The organism is Mesorhizobium sp. M0954, from assembly GCF_040319155.1.
In the GTDB taxonomy this organism is placed as follows: domain Bacteria; phylum Pseudomonadota; class Alphaproteobacteria; order Rhizobiales; family Rhizobiaceae; genus Mesorhizobium.
Genome location: NZ_JAMYNR010000004.1, coordinates 113990 through 137815, shown reverse-complemented (window position 1 = coordinate 137815; position 23826 = coordinate 113990). Strand labels below are relative to the sequence as shown.

General features: G+C 63.4%; 22 protein-coding genes and 1 pseudogene. 8 read left to right on the top strand and 15 right to left on the bottom strand.

Going from position 1 to position 23826, the window contains the following annotated elements; genetic code table 11:
* Positions 1 to 3 precede the first annotated feature (3 nt).
* Genes biuH through NKH93_RS07335 form a run of 4 tightly spaced genes read right to left on the bottom strand, consistent with a single transcriptional unit; the run spans position 4 to position 3918 of the window.
* Positions 4 to 705, bottom strand: coding sequence for a biuret amidohydrolase (gene biuH / locus NKH93_RS07350; protein ID WP_352923549.1), 702 nt, complete (start codon positions 703 to 705; stop codon positions 4 to 6).
* A 14-nt stretch (positions 706 to 719) separates the two neighbouring features.
* On the bottom strand, positions 720 to 1646 hold the full coding sequence (locus NKH93_RS07345; protein ID WP_352822807.1) for an ABC transporter permease: 927 nt from the start codon (positions 1644 to 1646) through the stop codon (positions 720 to 722).
* A complete protein-coding gene (locus NKH93_RS07340) occupies positions 1646 to 2770 on the bottom strand; it encodes an ABC transporter permease (protein WP_352822810.1) in 1125 nt (374 codons plus the stop codon). The genes NKH93_RS07345 and NKH93_RS07340 overlap by 1 nt, the downstream gene beginning before the upstream one ends.
* 20 nt (positions 2771 to 2790) lie before the next feature.
* Positions 2791 to 3918, bottom strand: a complete 1128-nt coding sequence (locus tag NKH93_RS07335; RefSeq protein ID WP_352467659.1) for a BMP family ABC transporter substrate-binding protein — start codon at positions 3916 to 3918, stop codon at positions 2791 to 2793.
* 322 nt (positions 3919 to 4240) lie between these two features.
* Between NKH93_RS07335 and NKH93_RS07330 the strand changes: the two genes are divergently transcribed.
* On the top strand, positions 4241 to 4900 hold the full coding sequence (locus tag NKH93_RS07330) for a GntR family transcriptional regulator (RefSeq protein WP_352923553.1): 660 nt from the start codon (positions 4241 to 4243) through the stop codon (positions 4898 to 4900).
* A gap of 3 nt (positions 4901 to 4903) precedes the next feature.
* On the opposite strand, the gene doeB is transcribed toward NKH93_RS07330, so the two are convergent.
* The 10 genes from doeB to ehuR all read right to left on the bottom strand — a co-directional run bounded on the left by doeB (position 4904) and on the right by ehuR (position 14623).
* Positions 4904 to 5905 carry a N(2)-acetyl-L-2,4-diaminobutanoate deacetylase DoeB gene (doeB, locus tag NKH93_RS07325; protein WP_352923543.1) on the bottom strand — a complete coding sequence of 334 codons (1002 nt, stop codon included), beginning with the start codon at positions 5903 to 5905 and terminating at the stop codon, positions 4904 to 4906.
* 5 nt (positions 5906 to 5910) lie between these two features.
* Entirely contained in the window at positions 5911 to 7089 is a 1179-nt protein-coding gene (gene doeA, locus NKH93_RS07320) for an ectoine hydrolase DoeA (protein WP_352923540.1), read from the bottom strand.
* Positions 7090 to 7127: 38 nt separating this feature from the next.
* Complete coding sequence (locus NKH93_RS07315; RefSeq protein ID WP_352923537.1) at positions 7128 to 8120, bottom strand: cyclodeaminase; 993 nt, start codon at positions 8118 to 8120, stop codon at positions 7128 to 7130.
* Entirely contained in the window at positions 8117 to 9109 is a 993-nt protein-coding gene (eutB, locus tag NKH93_RS07310) for a hydroxyectoine utilization dehydratase EutB (protein WP_352923534.1), read from the bottom strand. The genes NKH93_RS07315 and eutB overlap by 4 nt, the downstream gene beginning before the upstream one ends.
* A 10-nt stretch (positions 9110 to 9119) precedes the next feature.
* A complete protein-coding gene (gene eutA / locus NKH93_RS07305) occupies positions 9120 to 9893 on the bottom strand; it encodes an ectoine utilization protein EutA (protein WP_352923532.1) in 774 nt (257 codons plus the stop codon).
* A complete protein-coding gene (gene ehuD, locus NKH93_RS07300) occupies positions 9890 to 10549 on the bottom strand; it encodes an ectoine/hydroxyectoine ABC transporter permease subunit EhuD (protein ID WP_352467665.1) in 660 nt (219 codons plus the stop codon). Before ehuD ends, eutA begins: the two co-directional genes overlap by 4 nt.
* A gap of 16 nt (positions 10550 to 10565) precedes the next feature.
* Positions 10566 to 11225 carry an ectoine/hydroxyectoine ABC transporter permease subunit EhuC gene (gene ehuC, locus NKH93_RS07295; RefSeq protein WP_023677201.1) on the bottom strand — a complete coding sequence of 220 codons (660 nt, stop codon included), beginning with the start codon at positions 11223 to 11225 and terminating at the stop codon, positions 10566 to 10568.
* A gap of 187 nt (positions 11226 to 11412) precedes the next feature.
* Positions 11413 to 12264: an ectoine/hydroxyectoine ABC transporter substrate-binding protein EhuB gene (gene ehuB / locus NKH93_RS07290; RefSeq protein ID WP_352923530.1), complete on the bottom strand. Its 852-nt coding sequence runs from the start codon at positions 12262 to 12264 to the stop codon at positions 11413 to 11415.
* 65 nt (positions 12265 to 12329) lie between these two features.
* Positions 12330 to 13115 carry an ectoine/hydroxyectoine ABC transporter ATP-binding protein EhuA gene (gene ehuA / locus NKH93_RS07285; protein ID WP_352683223.1) on the bottom strand — a complete coding sequence of 262 codons (786 nt, stop codon included), beginning with the start codon at positions 13113 to 13115 and terminating at the stop codon, positions 12330 to 12332.
* A gap of 122 nt (positions 13116 to 13237) precedes the next feature.
* Positions 13238 to 14623, bottom strand: a complete 1386-nt coding sequence (ehuR, locus tag NKH93_RS07280; RefSeq protein WP_352501338.1) for a MocR-like ectoine utilization transcription factor EhuR — start codon at positions 14621 to 14623, stop codon at positions 13238 to 13240.
* An 82-nt stretch (positions 14624 to 14705) separates the two neighbouring features.
* On the opposite strand from ehuR, the gene NKH93_RS07275 reads away from it, so the two are divergent.
* The 5 genes from NKH93_RS07275 to NKH93_RS07255 all read left to right on the top strand — a co-directional run bounded on the left by NKH93_RS07275 (position 14706) and on the right by NKH93_RS07255 (position 20720).
* Positions 14706 to 15197: an Lrp/AsnC family transcriptional regulator gene (locus tag NKH93_RS07275; RefSeq protein ID WP_352473224.1), complete on the top strand. Its 492-nt coding sequence runs from the start codon at positions 14706 to 14708 to the stop codon at positions 15195 to 15197.
* Between the two features lie 127 nt (positions 15198 to 15324).
* Complete coding sequence (locus NKH93_RS07270; protein WP_352923525.1) at positions 15325 to 16818, top strand: NAD-dependent succinate-semialdehyde dehydrogenase; 1494 nt, start codon at positions 15325 to 15327, stop codon at positions 16816 to 16818.
* A 35-nt stretch (positions 16819 to 16853) separates the two neighbouring features.
* Positions 16854 to 18233: an aspartate aminotransferase family protein gene (locus tag NKH93_RS07265; protein WP_352923522.1), complete on the top strand. Its 1380-nt coding sequence runs from the start codon at positions 16854 to 16856 to the stop codon at positions 18231 to 18233.
* 9 nt (positions 18234 to 18242) lie between these two features.
* The gene (locus NKH93_RS07260; protein ID WP_352501341.1) at positions 18243 to 19337 is read left to right on the top strand and encodes an alcohol dehydrogenase family protein; all 1095 of its coding nucleotides are present in this window, start codon (positions 18243 to 18245) and stop codon (positions 19335 to 19337) included.
* A gap of 270 nt (positions 19338 to 19607) precedes the next feature.
* Positions 19608 to 20720 carry a nucleotidyltransferase family protein gene (locus NKH93_RS07255; RefSeq protein WP_352923519.1) on the top strand — a complete coding sequence of 371 codons (1113 nt, stop codon included), beginning with the start codon at positions 19608 to 19610 and terminating at the stop codon, positions 20718 to 20720.
* Between the two features lie 100 nt (positions 20721 to 20820).
* Here the strand turns inward: NKH93_RS07255 and NKH93_RS07250 are convergent, their stop codons facing one another.
* The gene (locus NKH93_RS07250; RefSeq protein WP_352969760.1) at positions 20821 to 22194 is read right to left on the bottom strand and encodes a transposase; all 1374 of its coding nucleotides are present in this window, start codon (positions 22192 to 22194) and stop codon (positions 20821 to 20823) included.
* 155 nt (positions 22195 to 22349) lie between these two features.
* On the opposite strand from NKH93_RS07250, the gene NKH93_RS07245 reads away from it, so the two are divergent.
* Both NKH93_RS07245 and NKH93_RS07240 read left to right on the top strand, forming a co-directional pair.
* Positions 22350 to 23387 carry an IS110 family RNA-guided transposase gene (locus tag NKH93_RS07245; RefSeq protein ID WP_352473779.1) on the top strand — a complete coding sequence of 346 codons (1038 nt, stop codon included), beginning with the start codon at positions 22350 to 22352 and terminating at the stop codon, positions 23385 to 23387.
* Between the two features lie 126 nt (positions 23388 to 23513).
* Positions 23514 to 23783 (top strand): annotated as a pseudogene (locus NKH93_RS07240) (transposase); the annotation flags it as partial.
* Positions 23784 to 23826: the final 43 nt, after the last annotated feature.

Genomic DNA, 23826 nt, shown 5'->3' with positions numbered 1-23826 from the left:
TCCTCACGGCAGTTGCGCGACGAAGGATGCCGAATTCGACACCGCGCCGAACACCCCGCCCTGCATCTTGATCATCTTGATCGCGGCGAGATGATTGCCGTAGTCGGTTGCCCCGCAGCAATCCTCCAGCATCACGCATTCGAAGCCGCGATCGTTGGCCTCGCGCATCGTCGTGTGGACGCAGACGTCGGTGGTGATGCCGGTCAGCACGATGTTGTCGATGCCGCGCTGGCGCAGGATCAGCTCGAGGTCGGTGGCGCAGAACGAGCCCTTGCCCGGCTTGTCGATGATCGGTTCGCCCGCCGCCGGATAGAGGTCGGGGATGATGTCCCAGCCGGGTTCGCCGCGCACCAGGATGCGCCCGCAAGGTCCGGGGTCGCCGATGCCGGCATTGATGCGGCGCGAACGCCAGCGCTTGTTGGCCGGCAGGTCGGCGAGATCGGGCCGGTGGCCCTCGCGCGTGTGGATTATGGTGTAGCTCTTGGCCCGCATGGCTGCGAGCACCGACTTGATCGGCTCGATCGGTGCCCGCACCAGCGAAAGATCGTAGCCCATATGATCGACATAGCCGCCCGGCCCGCAGAAATCGGTCTGCATGTCGATGATGATCAGTGCCGTATTGTCCGGCCGGAGCTCGCCATTATAAGGCCATGGATAAGGGTCGGCGTCGATGTAGCGCTGGGTGATCTCGGCTCTGGCGTTCATCGGAAAAACTCCAGTCATTTGGTGATCGACAATTCGCCCGGCGCGCCGGCAAGCGAGCGGCTCGGCGACGAGGTGGCGATCATGATGATGAGCGTGAGGATGTAAGGCGCGGCGTAGAAGAGGTAGTAGCCCTGCGTGACCCCGACCGATTGCAACGCCGGGCCCAGCGCGCCCGCACCGCCGAACAACAGTGCCGCGGCAAAGCAGCCGAGCGGATTCCAGCGGGCGAAGATGACCAGCGCCACCGCCATCAGGCCCTGCCCCGACGAGATGCGTTCGGTCCAGCTGCCGGGATAATAGAGCGACAGATAGGCGCCGCCGATGCCAGCAAGCGCACCGCCGACACCTGTCGCAAGCAGGCGCACGGTGTTGGGATTGAGGCCCATGGCGCGCGCCGCATCGGAGCTGTCGCCGACGACGCGCACGATCAGGCCGGCGCGGGTGTTGCGGAACGCCCACCATAGGAACACGGCAAGTGCGGCACCAATCAGGAACAGGATGTTGACGTTGAGCGCCGCCTGCACCTGCGGGAGATCCGACCAGCCACCGAAGGCGATGGCCGGCAGGTCTGGTGCCGAGGGCTGGATAAACGGCTTGCCGAAGAAGAAGGCGAGACCGGAGCCGAACAGCATCAGCGCGATGCCGATGGCGATGTCGTTCACCCCGCGGAATTTGCAGATCCAGCCATGGAACAGGCCGAAGCAAAGACCGGCACCTGCGGCAGCCAGCAGACCGAGCCATGGCGAGCCGGTCATCACTGCGACCGCATAGGCGGTCATCGCGCCGAAGACCAGCGTGCCTTCGAGGCCAAGATTGATGCGGCCGGAGCGCTCGGTGATGGCTTCGCCGAGCGAGACGAAGATGAAGGGCGTCGAAACGCGGATGGCGCCGCCGAGAATGGCGAGCGGCACGCCCCACAGGCCGATCTCGGTCGCGTCCATCAGGAGCCCCTCTTCCACAGATCGGGATTGAAGACCTTGAAGCGGCCGTAAAAGGTTTCGCTGAACAGGATGACGACGAAGAGCATGCCTTGCAGCACCAGCACGGTCGCGTCGGGCAGGTCCATGCGGCGCTGGATCAGCCCGCCAGAAGCGCCGATACCGCCGAGCAGGAAAGCGACCGGGATGATGGCGAGCGGATTGTGGCGGGCGAGGAAGGCGACGAGGATGCCGGTATAGCCATAGCCGGCGGCGAGCGAGGCGTTGGCGCTGCCTTGAACGGCGCCGACCTCCAGCATGCCGGCCAGCCCGGCGAAGCCGCCGGCGAGCCCGGTGAAGCCGACGATCAGCGGCCCGACGGCAAGCCCTTGCACCTGAGCTGCCCTGACATTGCCGCCGGCGATGCGGGCGGCAAACCCCCAGCGCGTCTTTTCGATCAACAGCCAGGACAAGACGCAGGCGAGAATGCCGACGACCAGGCCCCAGTGCACGTCCATGCCTGGAATGTTGCCGATGCGGTAGGCATCCGCCAGCGGCTCGGTCGAGGGTTTGTTGAGCGAAGTCGGATCGCGCAGAGGCCCTTCGACCAGATGGTTCATCAGCGCGATGGCGATATAGGCCATCAGCAGACTGGAGATGGTTTCGTTGACGGCGCGGTAGTGGCGGAGTGCGCCGACGGCACCGATCCAGATGCCGCCGGCGACCGCGCCCGCCACGCCCATCAGCAGGATGACCAGAAAAGCCGGCGCGCCATTCGCCGCGACGCCGATGGCGGCGGCGGCAACGCCGCCCAGCACGATCGCGCCTTCGCCGCCGATGACGACGAGGCCGAGCCGGGCCGGCAGCGCCACGCAGAGCGCTGCCAGCAAAAGCGGTGCTGCCCGTGACAGCGAGTTCTGGATCGAGAACCACGAGCCGAAGCCGCCGCGCCACATCGTCTCGTAGAGTTGCACCGGCGATTTGCCGACCAGCGCGATGAACACGCTGAACAGCGCCATGCCGACGATCAGTGCCGCGAGCGGTATGACGAAGGCTTCCGCCCGCCGCGCCGCCCATTCGAGCGCCGCCGGATAATTCCTGGCGCCAAACAGCGCCGGTGCGCCCGCAGTGCTGATCGTGTCTGCCATGGCCCCGTCTCCGATCCGGTTCAGGCGGTCGAACCGACGACGCCCTCGACCAGGTAGTCCATGCTTTCGAGTTCGAGCGCGGTCTCGGCGAAGGCCTGGCCTTCGGTCGCGACGACGACGCCCTTGTTGCTCTTCAGCGGACCCTTGATGACGGAAAAGCCGCCTTTCATCATTTCGGCCAGCGTGCCGTCGAACTGTTTGCGGGCGGCGTCGCCGACGGCGGGGCCGAGCGGGCTCATCTTGACGAAGCCGTCGGCCAAGCCACCGCGTGTGAAATTGGGCAGCGGCGTGCCCGCCACCAGATCGTCGACGAACATCTTGTAGACCTTGGCCCAGTTCCATTCCGCGCCGGTCAGGTATTTTTCCGGCGCCAGCGGGCTCTGGTTGGCATGATAGCCGCAGACGAAGGCGCCACGGCCGGCCGCCGTCTCGACCACCACCTTGGGGCTGTCGACATGGCAGGTGATGACGTCGGCGCCCTGGTCGACCAGCGCATTGGTGGCCTCGGCCTCCTTGACCGCCAGCGACCACTCGCCGGTGAAGATCACCTGGCAGGTGATGGTCGGGTCGACCGAGCGCGCGCCGAGCAGGAAGGAATTGATGTTGAGCAACACCTGCGGGATCGGCTTTGCCGCGACGAAGCCGAGTTTCTTGGTTTTGCTGGTGTGACCGGCGACGACGCCGTTCAGATACTGGCCCATGCCGATATAGCCGAAATAGGAACCGGCATTCATCGGATGCTTGTCCTTGTTCCACATGCCACCGCAATGGCGGAACTGCACGTCGGGGAATTTCGCGCACATGGCGAGCATGTGCGGATCGAAATAGCCGAACGAGGTCGGGAAGATCAGCGACGCACCGTCGAGATTGATCATCGATTCCATCGTCTTCTGGACGTCGACCGTCTCCGGCACGTTCTCCTCCTCGACGACGGAAATTCCTTCGATCCCCTTCAGCGTGGCGGCGCCTTCGGCATGCGCCTGGTTGTAGCCGTAATCGTCCTTTGGCCCGACATAGATGAAGCCGACGGTGGCCGTCGCGGCGAAGGCCCTGCTGATCGGAAACGATGCGGACGCAAGGCCGAGCGCCGCTCCGGCGGCGGAGGTCTTGAGCAGGTCGCGGCGGCTAAGCATGAATCTCTCGGACATTGAATGCTCCCTCTGTGGGGCCTTTGGGGCCGGTTAACACCTCAATGAAAGAAGTGTATGCAATCAGCATGCCAGTTTCAGAAATAGGATTTATTCAGCAATATCAATGAGTGTGCCGATGTGGACTGCACAAAGCCGGAGCAATTGCATACACTTTTTGCCTTCAAAATCGCCAATTTGACATGAAGGCTAAAACATAGGCATACAGAGATGCGGAGGAATCGAAGCCGGTGAGTGGCTTACGGCTCTAGCGAAAAGACTGGACGGAGGAGACGTGTCGGGAAAGCGCAATTTGATCAGGTCGGGCACGACCGTCGATCAGATGGTGAGGGCGATCAGCGACCGGATCATCACCGGTTTCCTGCGCCCGGGCGAAAAGCTCGATGAGGCCTCGCTCGCGGCCCGCTTCGACGTCTCACGCACGCCGATCAGGGAAGCGCTCAGCCGGCTCAGCGCCATGGGGCTGGTCGAAAGGCGGCCGAACCGCGGCGCCACCGTCGCCGTGGTGACGCAGGAGCACCTCGCCTCGATGTTCGAAAGCATGGCCGAGCTTGAAGCGATCTGCGCGAGGTTCTCGGCCGAGCGCATGACCGCTGGCGAGCGCCGCACGCTGGAGGCCGAGCACCAGGCCTCGGCGCGCTTCGTGCAGCTCGGTGCCGAAGAAGAGTATGAGCTTTTCAACACCGAGTTCCACACCCGGCTCTATCGCGGCGCCCACAGCAAGCACATTTATGAACTGACAGTCATGACCCGCGGCCGCCTGGCGCCGTTCCGCCGCGCGCAATTCATGCTGCCCGGCCGGCTGGCCCAGTCGTGGCAGGAGCATGACGCCGTCGTCACCGCAATCATGCGCGGCGACAGTGCGGCGGCCGGAACAGCCGCCAAGGATCATGTCTCGATCGTCAGCGAGGCGAGCGCCGTCTTTGCCATCGGCGATCGTCCCAAAGGCAGGACCGAGCCGTTCCCGACATCGGCTTCCTAACCGTCAATCGACCAGCACGGCGACCACGGCAGCGCAGTCGCCGGCCTTGACCAGCCCCGGAAAATGCCGCGCCGCCAACAGACCGGACATTTTGGCCCGGATCTCCTGCGGAGCGCCGCCGGTGCGGCCTATGGAATGGATACGTGCCAGCACCTGGTTCTCTGCCACCGCCTCGCCGAGATCGATCATGGTTTCGATCATCCCGTCGTCCTCGGCGAACGAGAAGCAATCGCCGGACGGCATGTCGAGCCAGCGGGTTGGCTGCATCTCGACCGCGCCGGCGACGATGCCGGCATGGCGCAGCACATTGAGCACGCCGCAACGTGCGATCCGCACCGTTTCCGCGCGCGAAGTCCCGCCGCCGCCAAGCTCGGTGGTGATGAACAGCTTGCCCATCTCTTCGGCGGCAGTGTCGAACATGCCGACCGCGTCGATCTCCAGCATTTTCATCGACCATGGTGCGGAGAAGGCTTCAACCGCAGCGAAACCCTTCGCTTCCAGCACCTTGTCGGGCCGGATGTGGGCGGCGCAGAACGGCACGAAGTCGAGCGTCTTGCCGCCGGAGTGGAAGTCGAGCGCGATGTCTGTACGGGGCAGAAGCTCGCGCTGGAAATAATCGGCGATCTTCTCGGTCACCGTCCCGTCGGGCCGGCCGGGAAAGCTGCGGTTGAGATTGCCCTTGTCGATCGGCGAGGTGCGCGTGCCGGCGCGGAACGCCGGATAGTTCATCGCCGGCACGATGATGATCGTGCCGCTGACTTGCTTCGGGTCGAGCGTACGGGCGAGGTCATAGAGCGCCAGCGGCCCCTCGTACTCGTCGCCATGATTGCCGCCGGTGAGCAATGCGCTCGGCCCCTTGCCGTTGCGGATGACGCAGATCGGGATCATCACCGATCCCCAGGCCGAATCGTCGCGGCTGTAAGGCAGGCGCAGGAAACCGTGCTGCACGCCGTCGCGCTCGAAATCGACGGTCGGCGTGATCGGTGACGGGCGAAGGCTGGACATCGGGCTCAATTCTTCACGACCAGTTTGCGCGGCACATTCGCCAGGCACTCGACGCCCGTCTCGGTGATCAGGATGGATTCGGTGATTTCCAGCCCCATCGTCTCAAGCCACAAGCCGGTCATGAAATGGAAGGTCATACCGGGCTTCAACTCGGTGCGGTCGCCTGGACGCAGGCTCATCGTGCGCTCGCCCCAGTCAGGCGGATAGGAAAGCCCGATCGGGTACCCGGTGCGGTTGTCCTTGACGATGCCGTACCGCTTCAGCACCGCGAAGAAGGCGTTGGCGATGTCCTCGCATGTGTTGCCGGGGTTGGCGGCCGCAAGTCCCGCCTCCATGCCTTCCAGCGTCGCCTTTTCGGCATCGAGGAATTCCTGCGTCGGTTTACCAAGGAACACAGTCCGGGAAAGCGGACAATGGTAGCGGTTGTAGCAGCCGGCAATTTCGAAAAAAGTGCCCTCGCCCGACTTCATCGGCCTGTCGTCCCAGGTCAGATGCGGCGCCGATGCGTCGGCGCCCGACGGCAGCAGCGGCACGATCGCCGGATAGTCGCCGCCAATGCCATCGACGCCGCGCGTGCCGGCATCATAGATCTCGGCGACCAGGTCGCATTTGCGCATGCCGACCTCGATCTTGTCGACAATGCGCTCGTGCATTGCCTCGACGATGCGGGCGGCTTTGCGCATGTAGTCGATTTCGGTCGGGCTCTTCACTGCGCGCTGCCAGTTGACGAGTGCCGTGGCGTCGACGAAGCGGGCATTGGGCAGATGTCTCTGCAGAGACGCGAAGGCTGCGGCGGAGAACCAATAATTGTCCATCTCGACACCGATGCTGAGCTTGCCCCAGCCGCGATCGGCGAGCACCTGCGAGAGAAAATCCATCGGATGGCGCTCGGTCGACTGCACATAGTGGTCGGCATAGCCGATGATGTTGTCGTGCGCGAGATAGGCGGTGCGCTTGGCGCCGTTGGCGTCCTGGCCGCGCCCGTACCACACCGGCTCGCCCGACGGCGGCACGATGACAGCCTGGTGCACGTAGAACGACCAGCCGTCATAGCCGGTCAGCCAGGCCATGTTGGACGGGTCGCTGACGATCAATAGATCGACGCCCTTGACCTGCATGGCTTTCCGCGTCTTGGCGAGGCGCTCCGCATATTCGCCGCGCGAGAATTTCAAATTGGGCTGCATTGTTCTTGGTCCTCGTTTGTTGGGCCTTGCGGCCAGCATCAGCTTTCGAAAATCGTACCGGTCTTGGCTGCACGCGCACGGTCGCGGGCGAGCGTAGCGATCGCCGTGTCCTGCACGCCAGTGCCGGTCAGGTCGGCAATGGTGATGTCGCTGTCCGAGCGCCGGCCATGCCTTTCGCCGGCGATGATGTGGCCAAGCTCGGTGATTTCGGCATCGGACGCCATCACGCCCGCCGCGATAGCATGGTGCAGTTCGCCCAGCCGGCGCGTCTGTTTGGCGCTATCGGCGACGTAGAGATCGGCCATGCGCAGGATCGCCGGCGCGATCTCGTTCTTGTGCTCGGCATCCGAGCCCATGGCAGTGATATGCTGGCCGGCGGAGACGAAGCCGGCCTTGATCAGCGGCTCGGTCGACGGCGTCGTGGTGACGATGATGTCGGCATCGGCCGCAGCCTTTGCCGCGTCGGGCTCGGCGTGAACGGCGATGCCCAGTTTTTCGGACAATGCGTCGGCCGCGGCTTCGGCCTTGGCGGCATCCCTTGCCCAGATGCGGGCTTCCGTGATTGGCCGCACCAGCATCAGCGCCTCGAGCTGCAGTCCGGCCTGAACACCGGCGCCGAAGATCGCGGCAACGGAGGAACCCGCCCGCGACAGATGTTTGGCGGCGACCGCACCGGCGGCGGCCGTGCGGATGTCGGTGAGATAGCCATTGTCGAGCAGCAGCGCCTCGACCAATCCGGTTTTCGCCGACAGCAGCACCATCATGCCGTTGACGCTGGGCAGGCCGAGCTTGGGATTATCGAAAAAGCCGGGGCTGATCTTGATCGCAAAACCGTCGACACCCGGTACATAGGCGGTCTTGACGTCGACCTCGCCGCGATGCTCCGGAATGTCGAGCCGAAGGATCGGCGGCATCGCCACCGGCAAGGTGGCGAGCGCCCGGAACGCATTCTCGACGCAGGCGATGGCATCGAGATCGAGCTTCACGATCTTGCGCAATTCAGCTTCGGTGAGGATCGTCATCCGGCTCATGCTGCGCTCTCCGCAATTGCTTCGCCGCAGATGATCTTGCGGTGCAGTGTCATATCGATGTTGCGGCCGGACAGCACGAGCACCGTCGGGCCGCTCGCCCTGACCTTGCCGGCAAGCACGGCTGCGATGCCGACGGCGCCGGCGCCTTCGACGATCTCGCGCTCCTGTTCATAGGCATGGCGGATGCCGGTGGCGATCTCGTCCTCGCTGAGCAGGATCACATCGTCGAGCAGGTCGCGGCACATGGAAAAGGTCAGCCGGTTGTCGAGGCCTATGCCGCCGCCGAGGGAATCGGCCAGCGTCGGCAGTTCCTCGACCAAAACCGGATGTCCGGCGTCGAGGCTCGCCTTCATCGCCGCACCGCGCGCCATTGAAACGCCCATCACCTTCGTCGCCGGGCTGACGCCCTTCACGGCAGCGGCAACGCCAGCCGCCAGCCCACCGCCGGAAAGCGGCACCAGCACCAAGGCGGCGTCCGGAACCTGTTCGATGATCTCCAGCCCGAGCGTGCCTTGCCCGGCGACAATGGAGGGATGGTCGAAAGGCGGCAGCATGATCAGCCCCTCTTCCGCGACCAGCCGTTCGACCTCCCGCTGCGCATCGTCCTGGCTGTTGCCGACGATGCGGATCTCGGCGCCGAGCCGGCGGATCTCGTCGAGCTTGTTCTGCGGCACCAGCCGCGACATGCAGATCGTCGCGTGGATACCTTGCAGTCGAGCGGCATAAGCCAGCGCCCGGCCGTGATTGCCGGTCGAGGCAGCGACGACGCCACGCGCCCTCTCCTCTTCTGTCAGCGAGGCGATTGCGTTCGAGGCACCACGCAGCTTGAAGGCGCCGGTGGTCTGCCGGTGTTCGAGCTTGAGATAAACAGGAGCGTCCAAGTGCTGGGAAAGACTCCGGGAAGGAACGGTCGGCGTACGCTCGACCTTGCCTGCGATGCGCTCGCGCGCGGCGTGGATTTCGGACAGGCTTATCCTGGACGTGGTCATGGCTCATCAATCAGTTCAGCGGCAGCGTCATCAGACGGCCGAATTCAGGGCGCGGCTCGTCGTCGTCGCAAAGCCGCAGGCAATTCCAGGCCGTCGCCTGGTTGCTGGTGACGACAGGACGGCCGATGGCTTCTTCCATACCGACAACTGCCGCCGCGGACCGCAGTGCCGTGCAGGAGACAAACAGCGCGTCCGAGTGTTCGGCCGTCGCCTCGCGAGCCAGATCGACCAAGGATTTCGGCGCAATCCGCGCCATCTCGCGATCATCCTCGAAGCCGAGGCAAGTGAAGCTGACGATTTCGAAACCATGCACGGTGAAATAGGTCGCCATCGGCCGGCTGGTCTCGACCGTATAAGGGGTAAGAATGCTGATCGTCCTGGCGCCCAGCGCCTTCAGGCCGCGCACCCCGGCCATCGGCGGCGTAACCACCGGCGCACCGGGTTTCGCGGCCTGCACCGCCGCCTCGATTTCGGCATCGCGGATCACGACGGAAGCTGAGGTGCAGGAATAGCAGATCGCATCGAGCGGCTCGTCGGGCAGGATCAGGGCCGCGGCCGCCGTCAGTGACGGCTGCATCTTGCGCAAATTGTCCGGCGTCGTCGGGTTGGCGTAGGGGATGCGTGCGACATAGACCCCGATGCGGTCGCTTGCCACCATGCGGTGAAAATCCGGTTCGCTCGTATGGTCGGTGGCAAGGATGATCAGGCCGACCCGCTTTTCCAGCGGACGCGCGTCGAGCGGCGGCCGGGCCGAATGCAGGCGGATTTCGGGTGCAGCGCTCATCTTTCGATCCGCCCATAACGGTGTTCCAGCCAGCGCAGCAGCACCACCGAGAACAGGCTGATGGCGAGGAAGAAGGCGCCGACCAACGTGATCGGTTCGATATACCGATAATAGGTATTGGCGACGCTCTTGGCCTGGTTCATCAGTTCGAGCACGGTGATCGCCGACAGCAGCGGCGTCTCTTTGAACATGGCGATGAAATAATTGGCAAGCGCCGGGATCATCGGCGGGATCGCCTGCGGAATGATGATGTGCGTCCAGGTCTGGGTGGCGTTCAGATTGCAGGCCTTGGCCGCTTCCCACTGGCCGCGCGGAACATTATCGATGCCGGCGCGGTAGACCTCGGCCGTGTAAGTGCCGTAATGCAGCCCGAGACCGATAACGCCCGCGACCAGCGGCGGCAACAGGACGCCGAAATCCGGCAGCACGTAGAAGATGAAATAGAGCTGCACCAACAGCGGTGTGCCACGGATGAACTCGGCAAGGAAACCGACGGTGCGCGACAGAGCCCTGTTCGGCGACCGGCGCGCCAACGCGATGCCCAACCCAACGATGGCCGCCAGCACCGAGCCAAGCAGCGTCGCCAGGATGGTGATCTTCACCCCCTCGATCAGCGTCGGCAGGATCTGCCGGACAAAATCCCAATCCCATTCCATTATCAGGCCCGGTCCATCATACGCGCACCCCGTCGAGGCCACGAGCCATGCGGCGTTCCAGCGACCGCACGCCCCATGAGATGAGCAGCGCCAGGACGAAATAGATGACGAGGATGGTGCTGAACGGCACCAGAGTATTGCCGGTCTGCGAGCGCACCACCTGCGCCTGGAAGGTCAGGTCGGCGAGCGAGATCAGCGAAACGACGGCGGTGGCCTTGAGCAATTCAATGGCGTTGTTGCCGAAGGTTGGCAGCATCACCAGAAGCGCCTGCGGCAAGATGATATGGTGCATGGCTTGCCAGCGGCCGAGATTGAGGGCGGTGCAGGCCTCATATTGTTCGCGGCCGATAGACTTGATGGCGCCACGCACCACTTCCGCCGCATAGGCGCCGACATTGAGGCCCAGCGCCAGCACCCCGGCCTGCAGCGGCGTCAACGAAATGCCGGCAAAAGGCAGCACGAAATAAGCCCAGAACAGCTGCACGAAAATCGAGGTGCCGCGGAAGAACTCGATATAGGCGGTGGCCAGCGCGCGTAGCACGAAAAACCGCGACAGCCGCCCCAGCCCGGCAAGAAAGGCCATGACCAAGGCCAGCACCGACCCCATCAGCGTCAGCTCGATGGTGACAAGCGCTCCTTGCAATATCAGGCCGAAATAGCCGGACCATTGGGTCATTGGGTCGAAAGTTTCCGCGTTGAATGTCTAGCGACACGTTGCTTCCAGCGTCCTTCTCCCGGTTCACGGGGAGAAGATACCGGCAGGCAGATGGGGGGCAGCGCGAACCAACCGGAGTATGGCGCCGCCCCTCATCCGGCCCTTCGGGCCACCTTCTCCCCGTGAAAGGGGAGAAGGAAGAACGCACCTACTTCGCCGAGCAGAGCTTGTCGCGGCTCGTCGACATTGCCGCCGCCGCCGAGAAGCCGTAAGGCTCGATGATCTTGGCGAACTCGCCGGACTTCTTCAGTTTCGCCAGCTCGACATCATAGGCGTCGCGCAGCGCTTCGTCGCCCTTCTTGAAGGCCGCGCCGTCGCAATAGACCGGCGCACCGATCACCGGCGCGATGACTTCGAGGTTCGGATCATTGGCTTTCTTGACCAGGTCGTTGATCGACAGCACGGGCAGCGAATAAGCATCGATGCGGCCGTCCTGCAGCATTTTCAGGCCGCTCTGGCCGTCCGGCACGACGATGACGCGCTCGCGCGGCACACCTGCGGTGAGCGCCAGCTTCTCTTCAGTGCCGCCACCCGGCGCGCCGATCGTGGCGCTCGCGTCCTTCGCGACGTCCTCGTAGCTCTTGAAGCCCTTCGGGTTGCCCTTCTTCACCAGCATCGCCTCGGCGTCGCACAGCACCGGTTCCGAATAGGCGACCGCAGCACAACGTTCCGGCTTCATGAACAATCCGGCGGTGACGACGTCGAAACGGCCGGCCTGCAAGCCGGGGATCATGGCGCCATATTCCGAGATCGAGGCGACGATATCGTTGACGCCAAGGCGTTTGAAGATTTCACGGGCAACGTCAGGCGCCGCACCCGAAACCTTGCCGTCGGCAGCGACCGCCGTATAGGGCGGCTCGTTGGCGATGGCGACGCGGGCAAAGCCTTGCGCCTTAAGCTCTTCGAGCTTGCTGTCGTCGGCCGAGCCGGCCGTCGAGGCGGCCAGCACCGCCGTCAGCGCAATACCGGCGACGCCGGCCAAAATGGCAAATTTCTTCATTGTTCCCAACTCCTTGTTTGTCTGTCTTCTTGGCTTGCTTGAGGCGTTGCCGCCTCGCATGGCAGTCAGACCCGATGTCCGGCCGCAATGATCTTCTTCAGGAAACCTTGCGTGCGCTCCTGTTTGGGATGGCGGAAAATCTCGTCGGGCTTGCCCTCCTCGACTATTCTGCCGCGATCGAAGAACAGCACCCGGTCGGCGAAGTCATGGGCGAAACCCATCTCGTGGGTGACCAGCAGCATGGTCATGTCGGTCTCGGCGGCGAGCTTGCGCATGACGTTGAGCACCTCGTCGACGAGCTCAGGGTCGAGCGCCGAGGTGACCTCGTCGAACAGCATGATTTTCGGCGACAGCGCCAGCGCCCGCGCAATCGCGACGCGCTGCTTCTGGCCGCCTGAAAGCTGCGCCGGCATCGCTTTGGCCTTCTCGACCATGCCGACCATGTCGAGCAGTTCCATCGCCCGCTTTTCGGCGGCGGCCCGCGGCACGCCTTTGGTCAGCATTGGTGCCAGCGTCACATTGTCGATGACGCATTTGTGCGGAAACAGATTGAACAGTTGGAAGACCATGCCGATCTTCTGGCGCATCTTTGCCAAATGCCGTTCATCGGCCGTCAGTAGCCGGCCGTTGCGCTCCATGTGGTACAGCTGTTCGCCGTCGACTTGGATGTGGCCGCTGTCGATACGCTCTAGCGTCATCAGGATGCGCAGGATCGTCGTCTTGCCCGAACCCGACGGGCCGATCAGTGCCAGCTTCTCGCCGGGCATGACTTGCATCGAGAGGCCGTCCAGCACCTTGAAGGTGCCGAAGCTTTTCGAAATGCCGTCGATCTTGATGATGGGCGCCGACAATGAATTTCCCGTGCTGGAGAAGCTATGCCTTTAACGATGCGGATCGCGGCAAATCATGTCAATCAAGAAAATAATATCATGACAATATTCCGAACTCCGCACAATTCCCCGCCATTTGTTGCCTAGATGGCAAGCAGGAGATGCTCGGGATCGCCGAGCAGAAGCTTGGTGACAACGCCGAGACCGGCACGCAGTTCCCCCTCCGTGGTCGAGCCCAGCGAAATCCGGACAGCGGGATGCCAAGGCATCTGCGAAATGCGAAACGACGTACCGGGCGCAATCGCCACGCCCTGCAGGCGCGCCTGGGACACAAAGCTTTCCTCGCCGCGATCCTCGGGCAGCCGCAGCCAGACATGCAGCCCGTCGCGATGAGCCCGATAATCCACTCCGGCAAGCACCTCGGCGGCTATGTCCAGACGCCGCCGCAAAGCCAGGCGCTGCCATCGCACGAGTTCCATCGCGGTGCCGTCGGTCACCCATTTGGTGGCGATCTCGGCCACCAACGGCGTCGCCATCCAGTTCGAGACGAGATGGCGATTGGCGACCGCGGCGACGTAACGATCGGGCGCCGCGAGATAGCCGATGCGCAGGCCCGGCACCACGATCTTGGTAAAGGAGGTGACGTAGAGCGTGCGCTCGGGGGCAAACGCCGCGACCGGCGGCGGACGGTCCTCGACCAGCGGGCCGAGCACGTCGTTTTCGATAATGGCGATGTCGTGCCTGCGCGCCACCGCAGCGATCTGCTCGCGCCGGGCGGCATCCATCAGCGTTGCCGTCGGGTTGATCACCGAGGGCTGCACGAACACGGCGCGGATGTCCGACAGCCGACAGGCCTCGTCCAGCGCTTCCGGGATCAGCCCATTGTCGTCGATCGGCAAACCCTCGAGGTTGAAGCCGAGATAACGCGCCAGCGGGATCAGCGTGTGGTGACCGATCGCCTCGGTGGCGACGGTCGAACCGGGCGGCGCTACGCTCATCAGCGCTACCGTCATACCGGCGGTGGCGCCGTTGGTCAGGCTGATGTTCTGCGGCGACGCGTCGAGGCCGCAGAGCCGCAGCCACTCGACACCCACCGCACGGTGGCGTGGGAACACCATGTTCGGCCTGAACGACAGCGCCGAGCTCGACGGCAGGTTTTCGGCGAGCCAGCCCAGTGCCTGCCTCAGCCGCTCCAGATGCATCGGTTCGCAGACCGGCTTCAGGATGGAGAGGTCGATGAGCTCGCCCAGCCGCTCCGGCAGATAGGGCGGCTCCGGCTCGCGGCGCTGCGTCTGCACGAAGCTGCCGCGGCCGACCTCGCCGGAAACCAGCCCGCGGCGGATCAATTCCTCGTAGGCGCGGCTGACCGTCTGCACGGAAAGTTGCAGATCGTCGGCCAGTTGCCGGTGCGTCGGCAAGCGCGCGCCATTGGCCAGGCGCCCGTCATGAATGGCGCGCGCGAACTGGTCGGCGAGCGATTGATAGGCCGGCCGCCGGATAAGAGCGGGATCTGGTCGCCAAAATGTCATGACTTATTAGAGATCGAAATCAGTGCAATTGACAATCGAAATAATGCGCCGTCATGGTGTCCGGCACCGGAAGTGGGCGATCATGGCTGCAGCGAAACTCGATCCGATCGATCTGAAAATACTCGACGCCATCCAGCGCGACGGGCGCATCACCAAGCTGGCGCTGGCCGAGAAAGTCGGCCTGTCGCCGACGCCGTGCTGGATGCGGCTGCGCAAGCTGGAAAAGGCCGGCATCGTCTCGGGCTACCATGCCAGGATCGCCATGCGCGCCATCTCGCCGGTCGCTACCGTGCTGATGGAGGTGACGCTTGCCAGCCACCGCCAGGCCGATTTCGACCGTTTCGAGCGCGTCATCCGCGACATTCCCGAGATCGTCGCCTGCTGGTCTGTCGGCGGCGGCGTCGATTACCTGCTGAAGGTGATGGCGCGCGACATCGACGCCTATCAGCGGCTGGTCGACACTCTGCTCGAACGCGAGATCGGCATCGACCGCTATTTCACATATATCGTCACCAAGACGGTGAAGGAGGAGAGTGTGCTGCCGGTGGCGGACCTGTTGCCGGCATCTTCCTGATACCGGAGAGATCGTCTGCGCGCTCGGTGCAATAGAGACAATCTCTCTACGTGCAGGCACGCAAACAGCCTCTCTGTTTGCGCGGCAGAGATAGTCTTGCGGCATCACCCGAACCGGGAGCCCGACGATGTCCGCACATTTTGCCCGCTCGCAGCGCCATGAAGCACTTGACCGCCTCGCCGACCGACGGCTGCTGCGCGAACTCGCCTATGTCGCTGGCCACTGGACGGCGAGCGAGACCGCGGAGAGTTTCGAGGTGACCGATCCGGCCACCGGATCCACCGTCGCTTTCGTTGCCGCGCTCGATGCCCGGCAGACGACATTGGCGATCGATGCGGCATCGCGCGCCTTTCCTGCCTGGCGCGCATTGCTGCCGCAGGAACGGTCGAAAATCTTGCGAAAATGGTTCGATCTGATCGTCGCCGCCAAAAATGACCTGGCCCTGCTGATGACGCTCGAACAAGGCAAGCCGCTGAAGGAATCGCGCGGCGAGATCGACTACGCAGCCTCTTTTGTCGAGTGGTATGCCGAGGAGGCCAAACGTCTCAACGCCGAAAGCGTCACCAGCCATTTGCCAAATGCCGAGATGGTGGTGCGACGCGAACCGCTCGGTGTCGTCGGCGTCGTCACGCCGTGGAATTTTCCAGCGGCCATGCTGACCCGCAAGGCGGCTGCCGCCCTTGCCGCCGGCTGCACCATCGTCGCGCATCCTTCCTCGGAAACGCCGCTGTCGGCACTGGCGCTGGCCGAGCTTGGCGAACGTGCCGGCCTGCCGGCTGGCGTGTTCAACGTCCTCACCGGCAGGGCTTCGACCATCGTCGGGCGGATGTGCGAAGACCCGCGCGTTCGCGCCATGAGCTTCACCGGCTCGACCGAGATCGGCAGGCTGATTGCCGCGCAAAGTGCGCCGACGATGAAGCGTCTGGTGATGGAACTTGGCGGGCATGCGCCGCTGATCGTCTTTGCCGACGCCGATCTCGACAAGGCGGTGAGAATAGCCGTCGACGCCAAATTTGCCACCTCCGGCCAGGACTGCCTCGCCGCCAACCGCATCTATGTCCAGCGTCCGCTCTACGATCGGTTCTGCGCTGCTTTCGCCAAACGCGTCGAGGCATTGCGGACCGGCAATGGCCTCGCTGAGGACACCGAAATCGGACCCTTGATGCACGAACGCGGCGTCAAGAAGGTCGAGGAGCAGGTGGCCGATGCGCTCGCCAAAGGCGCGCGTTGCCTGACCGGCGGCAAGCGCCATCCTGCCGGGCCGCTGTTCTACCAGCCGACGCTGCTGGCCGATGTTGACGACGACGCCCTGATCATGCGCGAGGAGACCTTCGGTCCGGTTGCGGCCGTGACGCCCTTCGACAGCGAAGAGGAAGTCGCCGCCCGCGCCAATGCCACCGAGTACGGCCTGGTCGCCTATGTCGTCACTGAAAACGGCGGCCGGCAATTGCGCATGGGCCGCGCGCTCGACTATGGCATGGTCGCCATCAATCGCGTCAGGATCACCGGCGCGCCGATCCCGTTCGGCGGCGTCAAGCAGTCCGGCATCGGCCGGGAGGGCTCGCGTCACGGGCTCGAAGCCTTTACCGATCTCAAATATCTCTGCCTGGACGTGGCCTAGAACCGCGCCCGACACTTTTCCTCAGGAGTAAAAAGATGCTCGACCAGTCAAACGAACTCGCCGCCTGGGACCGCGATCACTTCTTCCATCCCTCGACCCATATGGGCACGCATGCACGGGGTGAATCGCCGACCCGCATCATCGCCGGCGGCGAAGGCGTCACCATCTGGGACAATAACGGTCGCAAGAGCATCGATGCTTTCGCCGGCCTCTACTGCGTCAATGTCGGCTATGGCCGTCAGAAGATCGCCGACGCCATCGCCGCACAGGCCAAGAACCTCGCCTATTATCACGCCTATGTCGGGCACGGCACCGAGGCATCGATCACGCTTTCCAAGATGATCATCGACCGCGCGCCGCAGGGCATGTCGAGGGTCTATTTCGGGCTCTCCGGTTCCGACGCCAACGAAACCAACATCAAGCTGATCTGGTACTACAACAACGTGCTCGGCCGGCCGGAGAAGAAGAAAATCATCTCGCGCTGGCGCGGTTATCACGGCTCCGGCATCATGACCGGATCGCTGACCGGCCTCGACCTGTTCCACAACGCCTTCGACCTGCCGCGTGCGCCGGTCCTGCACACCGAGGCGCCCTACTACTTCCGCCGTGCCGACCGCTCGCTGAGCGAGGAGCAGTTTTCGCAATACTGTGCCGACAAGCTCGAGGAGATGATTCTCGCCGAAGGGCCGGAGACGGTCGCCGCGTTCATCGGTGAGCCTATCCTCGGCACCGGCGGCATCGTGCCGCCGCCGGCCGGCTACTGGGAGAAGATCCAGGCGGTGCTGAAGAAATACGACGTGCTTCTGGTTGCCGACGAGGTCGTCACCGGCTTCGGCCGGCTGGGCACCATGTTCGGCTCCGACCACTACGGCATCAAGCCCGACCTGATCACGATCGCCAAGGGCCTGACCTCGGCCTATGCGCCGCTGTCGGGCGTCATCGTGTCAGACAAGGTCTGGCAGGTGCTGGTGCAGGGTTCAGACAAGCTCGGCTCGCTCGGTCATGGCTGGACCTATTCGGCGCATCCGATCTGCGTCGCCGCCGGCGTCGCCAACCTGGAACTGATCGACGAGATGGACCTGGTGCGGAACGCCGGCGAGACCGGCGCCTATTTCCGCGCCGAGCTGACGAAAGCCGTCGGCGGCCACAAAAACGTCGGCGAGGTGCGCGGCGACGGCATGCTGGCGGCGATCGAGTTCGTCGCCGACAAGAACGATCGCGTATTCTTCGACGCCTCGCATAAAATCGGGCCGCAGGTCGCGACCACCCTTGCGGCAAGCGGCGTCATCGGCCGGGCCATGCCGCAGGGCGACATTCTCGGTTTCGCGCCGCCGCTCTGCCTGACGCGGCAAGAGGCCGATATCGTCGTGTCGAGGACGGCCGACGCGGTGAAGAGCGTGTTTGCAAATATCTGAAGAGCCGACATGAATGCCATGACCAAGACCCTCCCCGCCACCATGGCCGCCGTGCAACTGATCGGGCACGGCGGACCGGAAAAGCTCGTCTACCGCACCGACGTGAAAGTGCCCTCGCCCGCCCGGGGCGAGGTGCTGGTCAAGGTCACCGCTTGCGGCATGAACAACACCGACGTCTGGGTGCGCCAGGGCGCCTATGGAACGGAGGAGGATGCCGCCGCTGTGTCGACCTGGCGTCGTCGGGGCAATACGCTGAGCTTCCCGCGCATCCAGGGCACCGACACGGTCGGCAACATCATTGCCGTCGGCGACGGCGTCTCGCCGACCCGCATCGGCGAGCGGGTGATGGTCGATTTCTCCATCTACAATCGCGACGACGATTCACTCGCCGACATCGACTATATGGGCCACGGCCGCGACGGCGGCTATGCCGAATATCAGGCGGTGCCGGCAGAGAATGCCCATGTCGTCGATACCGATCTCAGCGATGTCGAGCTCGCCACTTTCTGCTGCGCCTATCTCACCGGCGAACAGATGCTGGAACGCGCAGCATTGAAGGCCGGTGAGCGCGTGCTGGTCACCGGCGCCTCGGGCGGCGTCGGCTCGGGCATCGTGCAGTTGGCGCGGGCACGCGGCGCCATTCCCTATGCGGTTGCCGGCAAGGGCAAGGAACAGGCCGTGCGTGACATCGGCGCCGAGGCGGTGATCACCCGTGGCGTGGCCGACCTGCCGGCAGCCGTGAACGAGGCGACCGGCGGGCGGCCAATCGATGTGGTCGCCGACCTGGTCGGCGGCGCGATCTTCAACGACCTCCTGCGCATCTTGAGGCCGGAAGGCCGCTATACCACGGCCGGCGCGATTGCCGGCCCGGTCGTGCAGCTCGATCTGCGCACCATGTACCTGAAACAGCTGCAACTGCATGGCTCAAGCCAGGGCACACGCGCGGATTTCCGCCGCATCGTGCGCTACATCGAGGACAAGAAGATCCGGCCGCTGGTCGGCGGCGTCTACAAGCTGTCCGATTTCCATCGCGCCCAGGCCGATTTCATCGCCAAGGATTTCGTTGGCAAGCTGGTCGTCGTGCCGGATGCGTCGCCAAAATAGCGCGTCGACCAAAAACGCCTATGACAGGCTCGGGCCGTTCGCGGACGCGGTGAGGTCGAGCGCCACATCCAAGCAGCGTTTTCGTGATGGCTTTGTTTATCTGAATGAGCAAAACCCATTCTGATTTGGCTGCACGCCGGCAACAAGGATTCCTGACCCTCTCCTGCGGTGTTATAGGTTTTCGCGATTTCTTATAACTCCCGCTTGCGTCCCTTGAGGTCATGCCGCTATAAGAGAACCGCATTTTTCTTATAACCGGAGCCGCCTGACATGAAGACGGTCGACCTCGTTTACCGCACGATGTATGCGGAACTCGTCCAGCGATCCTTGGACGCAGTCTTCGAAACGGATTTCCCTACGACGGGCAATCTCGTCAAGGTGCCCGTCAAGGGCAAGGTATACTGGTATTTCGAGGAAACGCAGCCGACGAAGACGCGACGGTATGTCGGGCCTGACAGCGATCCCGAGATTGCAAAACGCGTTGAATCCTTCCGTCAGATCAAGGACGACCTCCGCGCCCGCAGGAAGCTGGTATCCACGCTCGTGCGCGAGGCAGGGCTGACAGAACCCGAAAGGTTCACCGGGGATGTCGTCGAGGCGCTGGGGAAGGCTGGCATCTTCCGCTTACGCGGCGTCCTGGTCGGCACAGTCGCCTTTCAGTCCTACGCGGGCTATCTGGGCGTGAAGCTGCCCGGTGCAGCGTTGCAGACGGGCGATGCAGACTTCGCCCTATTCCATTCCGTGTCGGCCGCGGTCGAGGACAGCCTGCCGCCCATCCTCGAAATCTTGAGGGAGATCGACCCAACCTTCAGGGAAATCCCTTACAGATCAGATCCCGGACACGCGACGCAATTCGAGAACGCAGTCCGATACAAGGTCGAGTTCCTTACACCGAACACGGGCAGCGATGACTACGCCGATCATGCAACCTCGATGCCGCCTTTGGGCGGTGCATCCGCGCAGCCTCTTCGGTTTCTCGATTTCCTGATCCACGAACCAATCAGAACTGTGCTGCTGCATCGATCGGGAGTGCCTGTCGTGGTACCGTCGCCCGGACGATATGCGGTTCACAAGCTGATCGTTGCCTCGCGCCGACAGAACAACGCAAACGGCGTGGGCAAGCGGGAAAAGGATGTCCACCAGGCAGCACTTCTGGTCGAGGCACTGAAAGCTACCCGTCGCCAGGACGATCTCGCCATCGCGTTTTCGGAAGCGTGGGACAGGGGGAAACATTGGCGTGAAGCGATACAAAAAGGACTTGGCTTGATTCCCCAGAAACAGCGTGGCGACGTCGAGGCGACGATCGTCAACGCACTTTCAGGAATCGGCGAGGAACTGGAAGGATTCAGCGGCTCATCTGCGAAAACAAAGCACGGAGACTAAACGGCAGCAACGGGTGGATAGTGTTGAAGAAGTCGGCGATGAAGCCGTGGATCCACTCGCACCGAAGCGTCTTGATTAAGGTCGACGCGACCTCCTCGCCTTAAGTGGCTCGGACGTTTGTTCCGAGGGTGCAAATCTTGGCCAATTTCCTGAGGTTCTGGGCGATGGCTGCAAGGTGGAACTCATCGCGGGCACCACAGGGGCCGCGCAATCGCAATCGATCGAGCTTCAGGATGCGCTTGAGGTGCGCGAACAGCATCTCCACCTTCTTCCGCTGATAGCGTGAGGTCTGGTAGGCGTCTGTCTTTGCGATGTCGCGGGCCATGTCGCGCGCGCCCTCATAGATCGAGCGCAGCACCTTGCGCGCCGGCTCCTTCGGGCAACAGCTGGGCTTCAGGGCACAGGCGTCGCAATCCAGCTTGCTGGCGCGATAGCGCATCATGCCATTCTCGTCGACGAGAGGGTGTGGCATCCGATAGGTCTTCTGGCGCTGCCTGAGCGTCTTCCCGCCAGGACAGATGTATGTATCGGCCTTATGGTCGTAGGTGAAGTCGTCGCGCGAGAAGGTGCCATCCTTGCGCCTAGACTTGTCGAAGACCGGGATATGCGGCTCGATCCCACGCTCATGCACCAACCAGTTCAGCATTTCGGCCGAGCCGTAGCCGGTGTCGGCAATCAGCCGCTCCGGCCAGAGGCCGAGCTCGTCGTGCGCCCGCTCGATCATAGTCTTGGCGGCCGTCACCTCGGCTTGGCGCACCGCGGTCGAGGGCTCCACGTCCACGATGATGGCGTGCTCCACGTCGATCAAATAGTTCGTGCAATAGGCATAGACGGCTGGGCCACCCCAAGCGGCAGTCCAGCGCGCGGCGGGATCAACAGGGGAGACGAACTTGGGCTCCACCGGCGTGGCGGCCCCGAAGGCGGCGTCATCCAGAGTGGCGAGATACTCAGCCACGGCCCGCTTGGCTTTGGGATTGAGGTCCTCGGCCGTTTCGATCCCGCGCTGACGATGGGCGTCGGCGACGATCATGCTGGCATCGACCGCAAAGCCTTCGCCGCCGACGAGCCCTTCAGCTATGCAGCGCCGGACGACGGTCTCGAACAGTTCGCGCAGCAGGTCGGCATCGCGGAAGCGGCCGTGGCGGGTCTTGGAGAAGGGTGAGTGGTCAGGCACATCACCCTCGAGGCCAAGCCGGCAGAACCACCGATAGGCCAGGTTCAGATGTACCTCCTCGCACAGCCGGCGCTCCGAGCGGATGCCGAAGCAATAGCCGACGATCAGCATGCGGATCAGCAGCTCAGGGTCGATCGAGGGACGGCCGATCGGGCTGTAGAAGGGCGCCAGATGCTGGCGGATGGCGGACAGATCGACGAAGTGGTCGATCGCTCTGAGCAGGTGATCCGCCGGCACATGCCGCTCCAGGCTGAAGCCGTAGAACAGCTCCTCCTGCATCACACTTTGCTCGCCCATCATCGACTCAATCTCCTCTTACGACGAAGATTGAATCAGATGGGATATTCGGCTTGAGCCCCATCTTCGACGGTGATGGACGGAGGTGCTGCGCTCCGAGCTGATGATAGAACGTGGTCTGCAGCTACAGCCACAAGCATCAGGAAAGGAAACGCAGCATGAAGCATTATGCCGGATTGGATATCTCGGTAAAAGAGACCGCCGTTTGCATTGTCGATGAAACTGGCAAGATCTGCCGCGAGATCAAGGTGGTCAGCCACCCCGACGACCTCACCGCGGTTCTGAAAGGTCCCGCCTTGCGCATCGAGCGGATCGGGCTCGAGGCCGGACCGTTGTCGCAATGGCTGTTCGAAGGCCTGGCCAAGGCCGGTTTGCCGGCAATCTGCATCGAGACCCGACACACCAAGGCATTCCTCAAGGCGCGGCCGAACAAGACGGATCGCAATGATGCGCGCGGCATCGCACAGATGATGCGCGTCAACCTGTTCCGCCCGGTGCATGTCAAGACGCTGACGAGCCAGAAGCGCCGCGCGCTGCTGACGGCGCGCAAGCTGCTGCAGGAAAAGGCCCTCGCCATCGAGAACGACCTGCGCGGCCTGTTGCGCAATTTTGGGCTCAAGGTTGGCGTCGTCGGGACCGTCAAGTTTGAGGATCGGATTCGCGAGCTCGTCGAAGGACGCTGTGAACTGGCCGAAATTGTCACGCCGCTGCTGGAGGCGCGCTGCAAGCTGCGAGAACAGTTTACAGTTCTACATCGCAGACTTCTGAGAATCGTGCGGGACGATGAGGTCTGTCGGCGCTTGATGACGATCTCCGGCGTCGGTCCTGTGGTGGCGCTGGCTTATACCGCGACGATCGACATTCCACAGCGATTCAGAAACTCCAAAACGGTGGGGTTCATCCTGGGACTGACGCCGGTGCTCAACCAATCAGGTGAAAGTCACCGCGTGGGTCGCGTCTCGCTGTGCGGCGACGGGATGATGCGCACCTTGCTCTACGAAGCCGCCCAAGTGATGCTAACGCGCGTCAAGAAGTGGTCATGGCTGAAGGCGTGGGCGATGAATGTCGCCAAGCGGTGCGGTCTGCGAAAAGCGATCGTGGCACTCGCCCGCCGGCTGGCGGTCATCATGCACCGCATGTGGGTGGACGGCACCGAATTCCGCTGGACGCGGGAGGCCTCGCCAGCCGCTATCTGACCGGGAAGGCCGTAAGGAGAGAGACAAGTTCCGCCACCGGCGGAAGCACGTCCTTCGCGGGACGATGGATGAGGCGAGTTCGTTGAAGCACTCGGACCGGTCGCTCACTGCAGCCGATCAGGCCGCGAATCAGGTGAAAGTCACCGCGTGGGTCGCGTCTCGCTGTGCGGCGACGGGATGATGCGCACCTTGCTCTACGAAGCCGCCCAAGTGATGCTAACGCGCGTCAAGAAGTGGTCATGGCTGAAGGCGTGGGCGATGAATGTCGCCAAGCGGTGCGGTCTGCGAAAAGCGATCGTGGCACTCGCCCGCCGGCTGGCGGTCATCATGCACCGCATGTGGGTGGACGGCACCGAATTCCGCTGGACGCGGGAGGCCTCGCCAGCCGCTATCTGACCGGGAAGGCCGTAAGGAGAGAGACAAGTTCCGCCACCGGCGG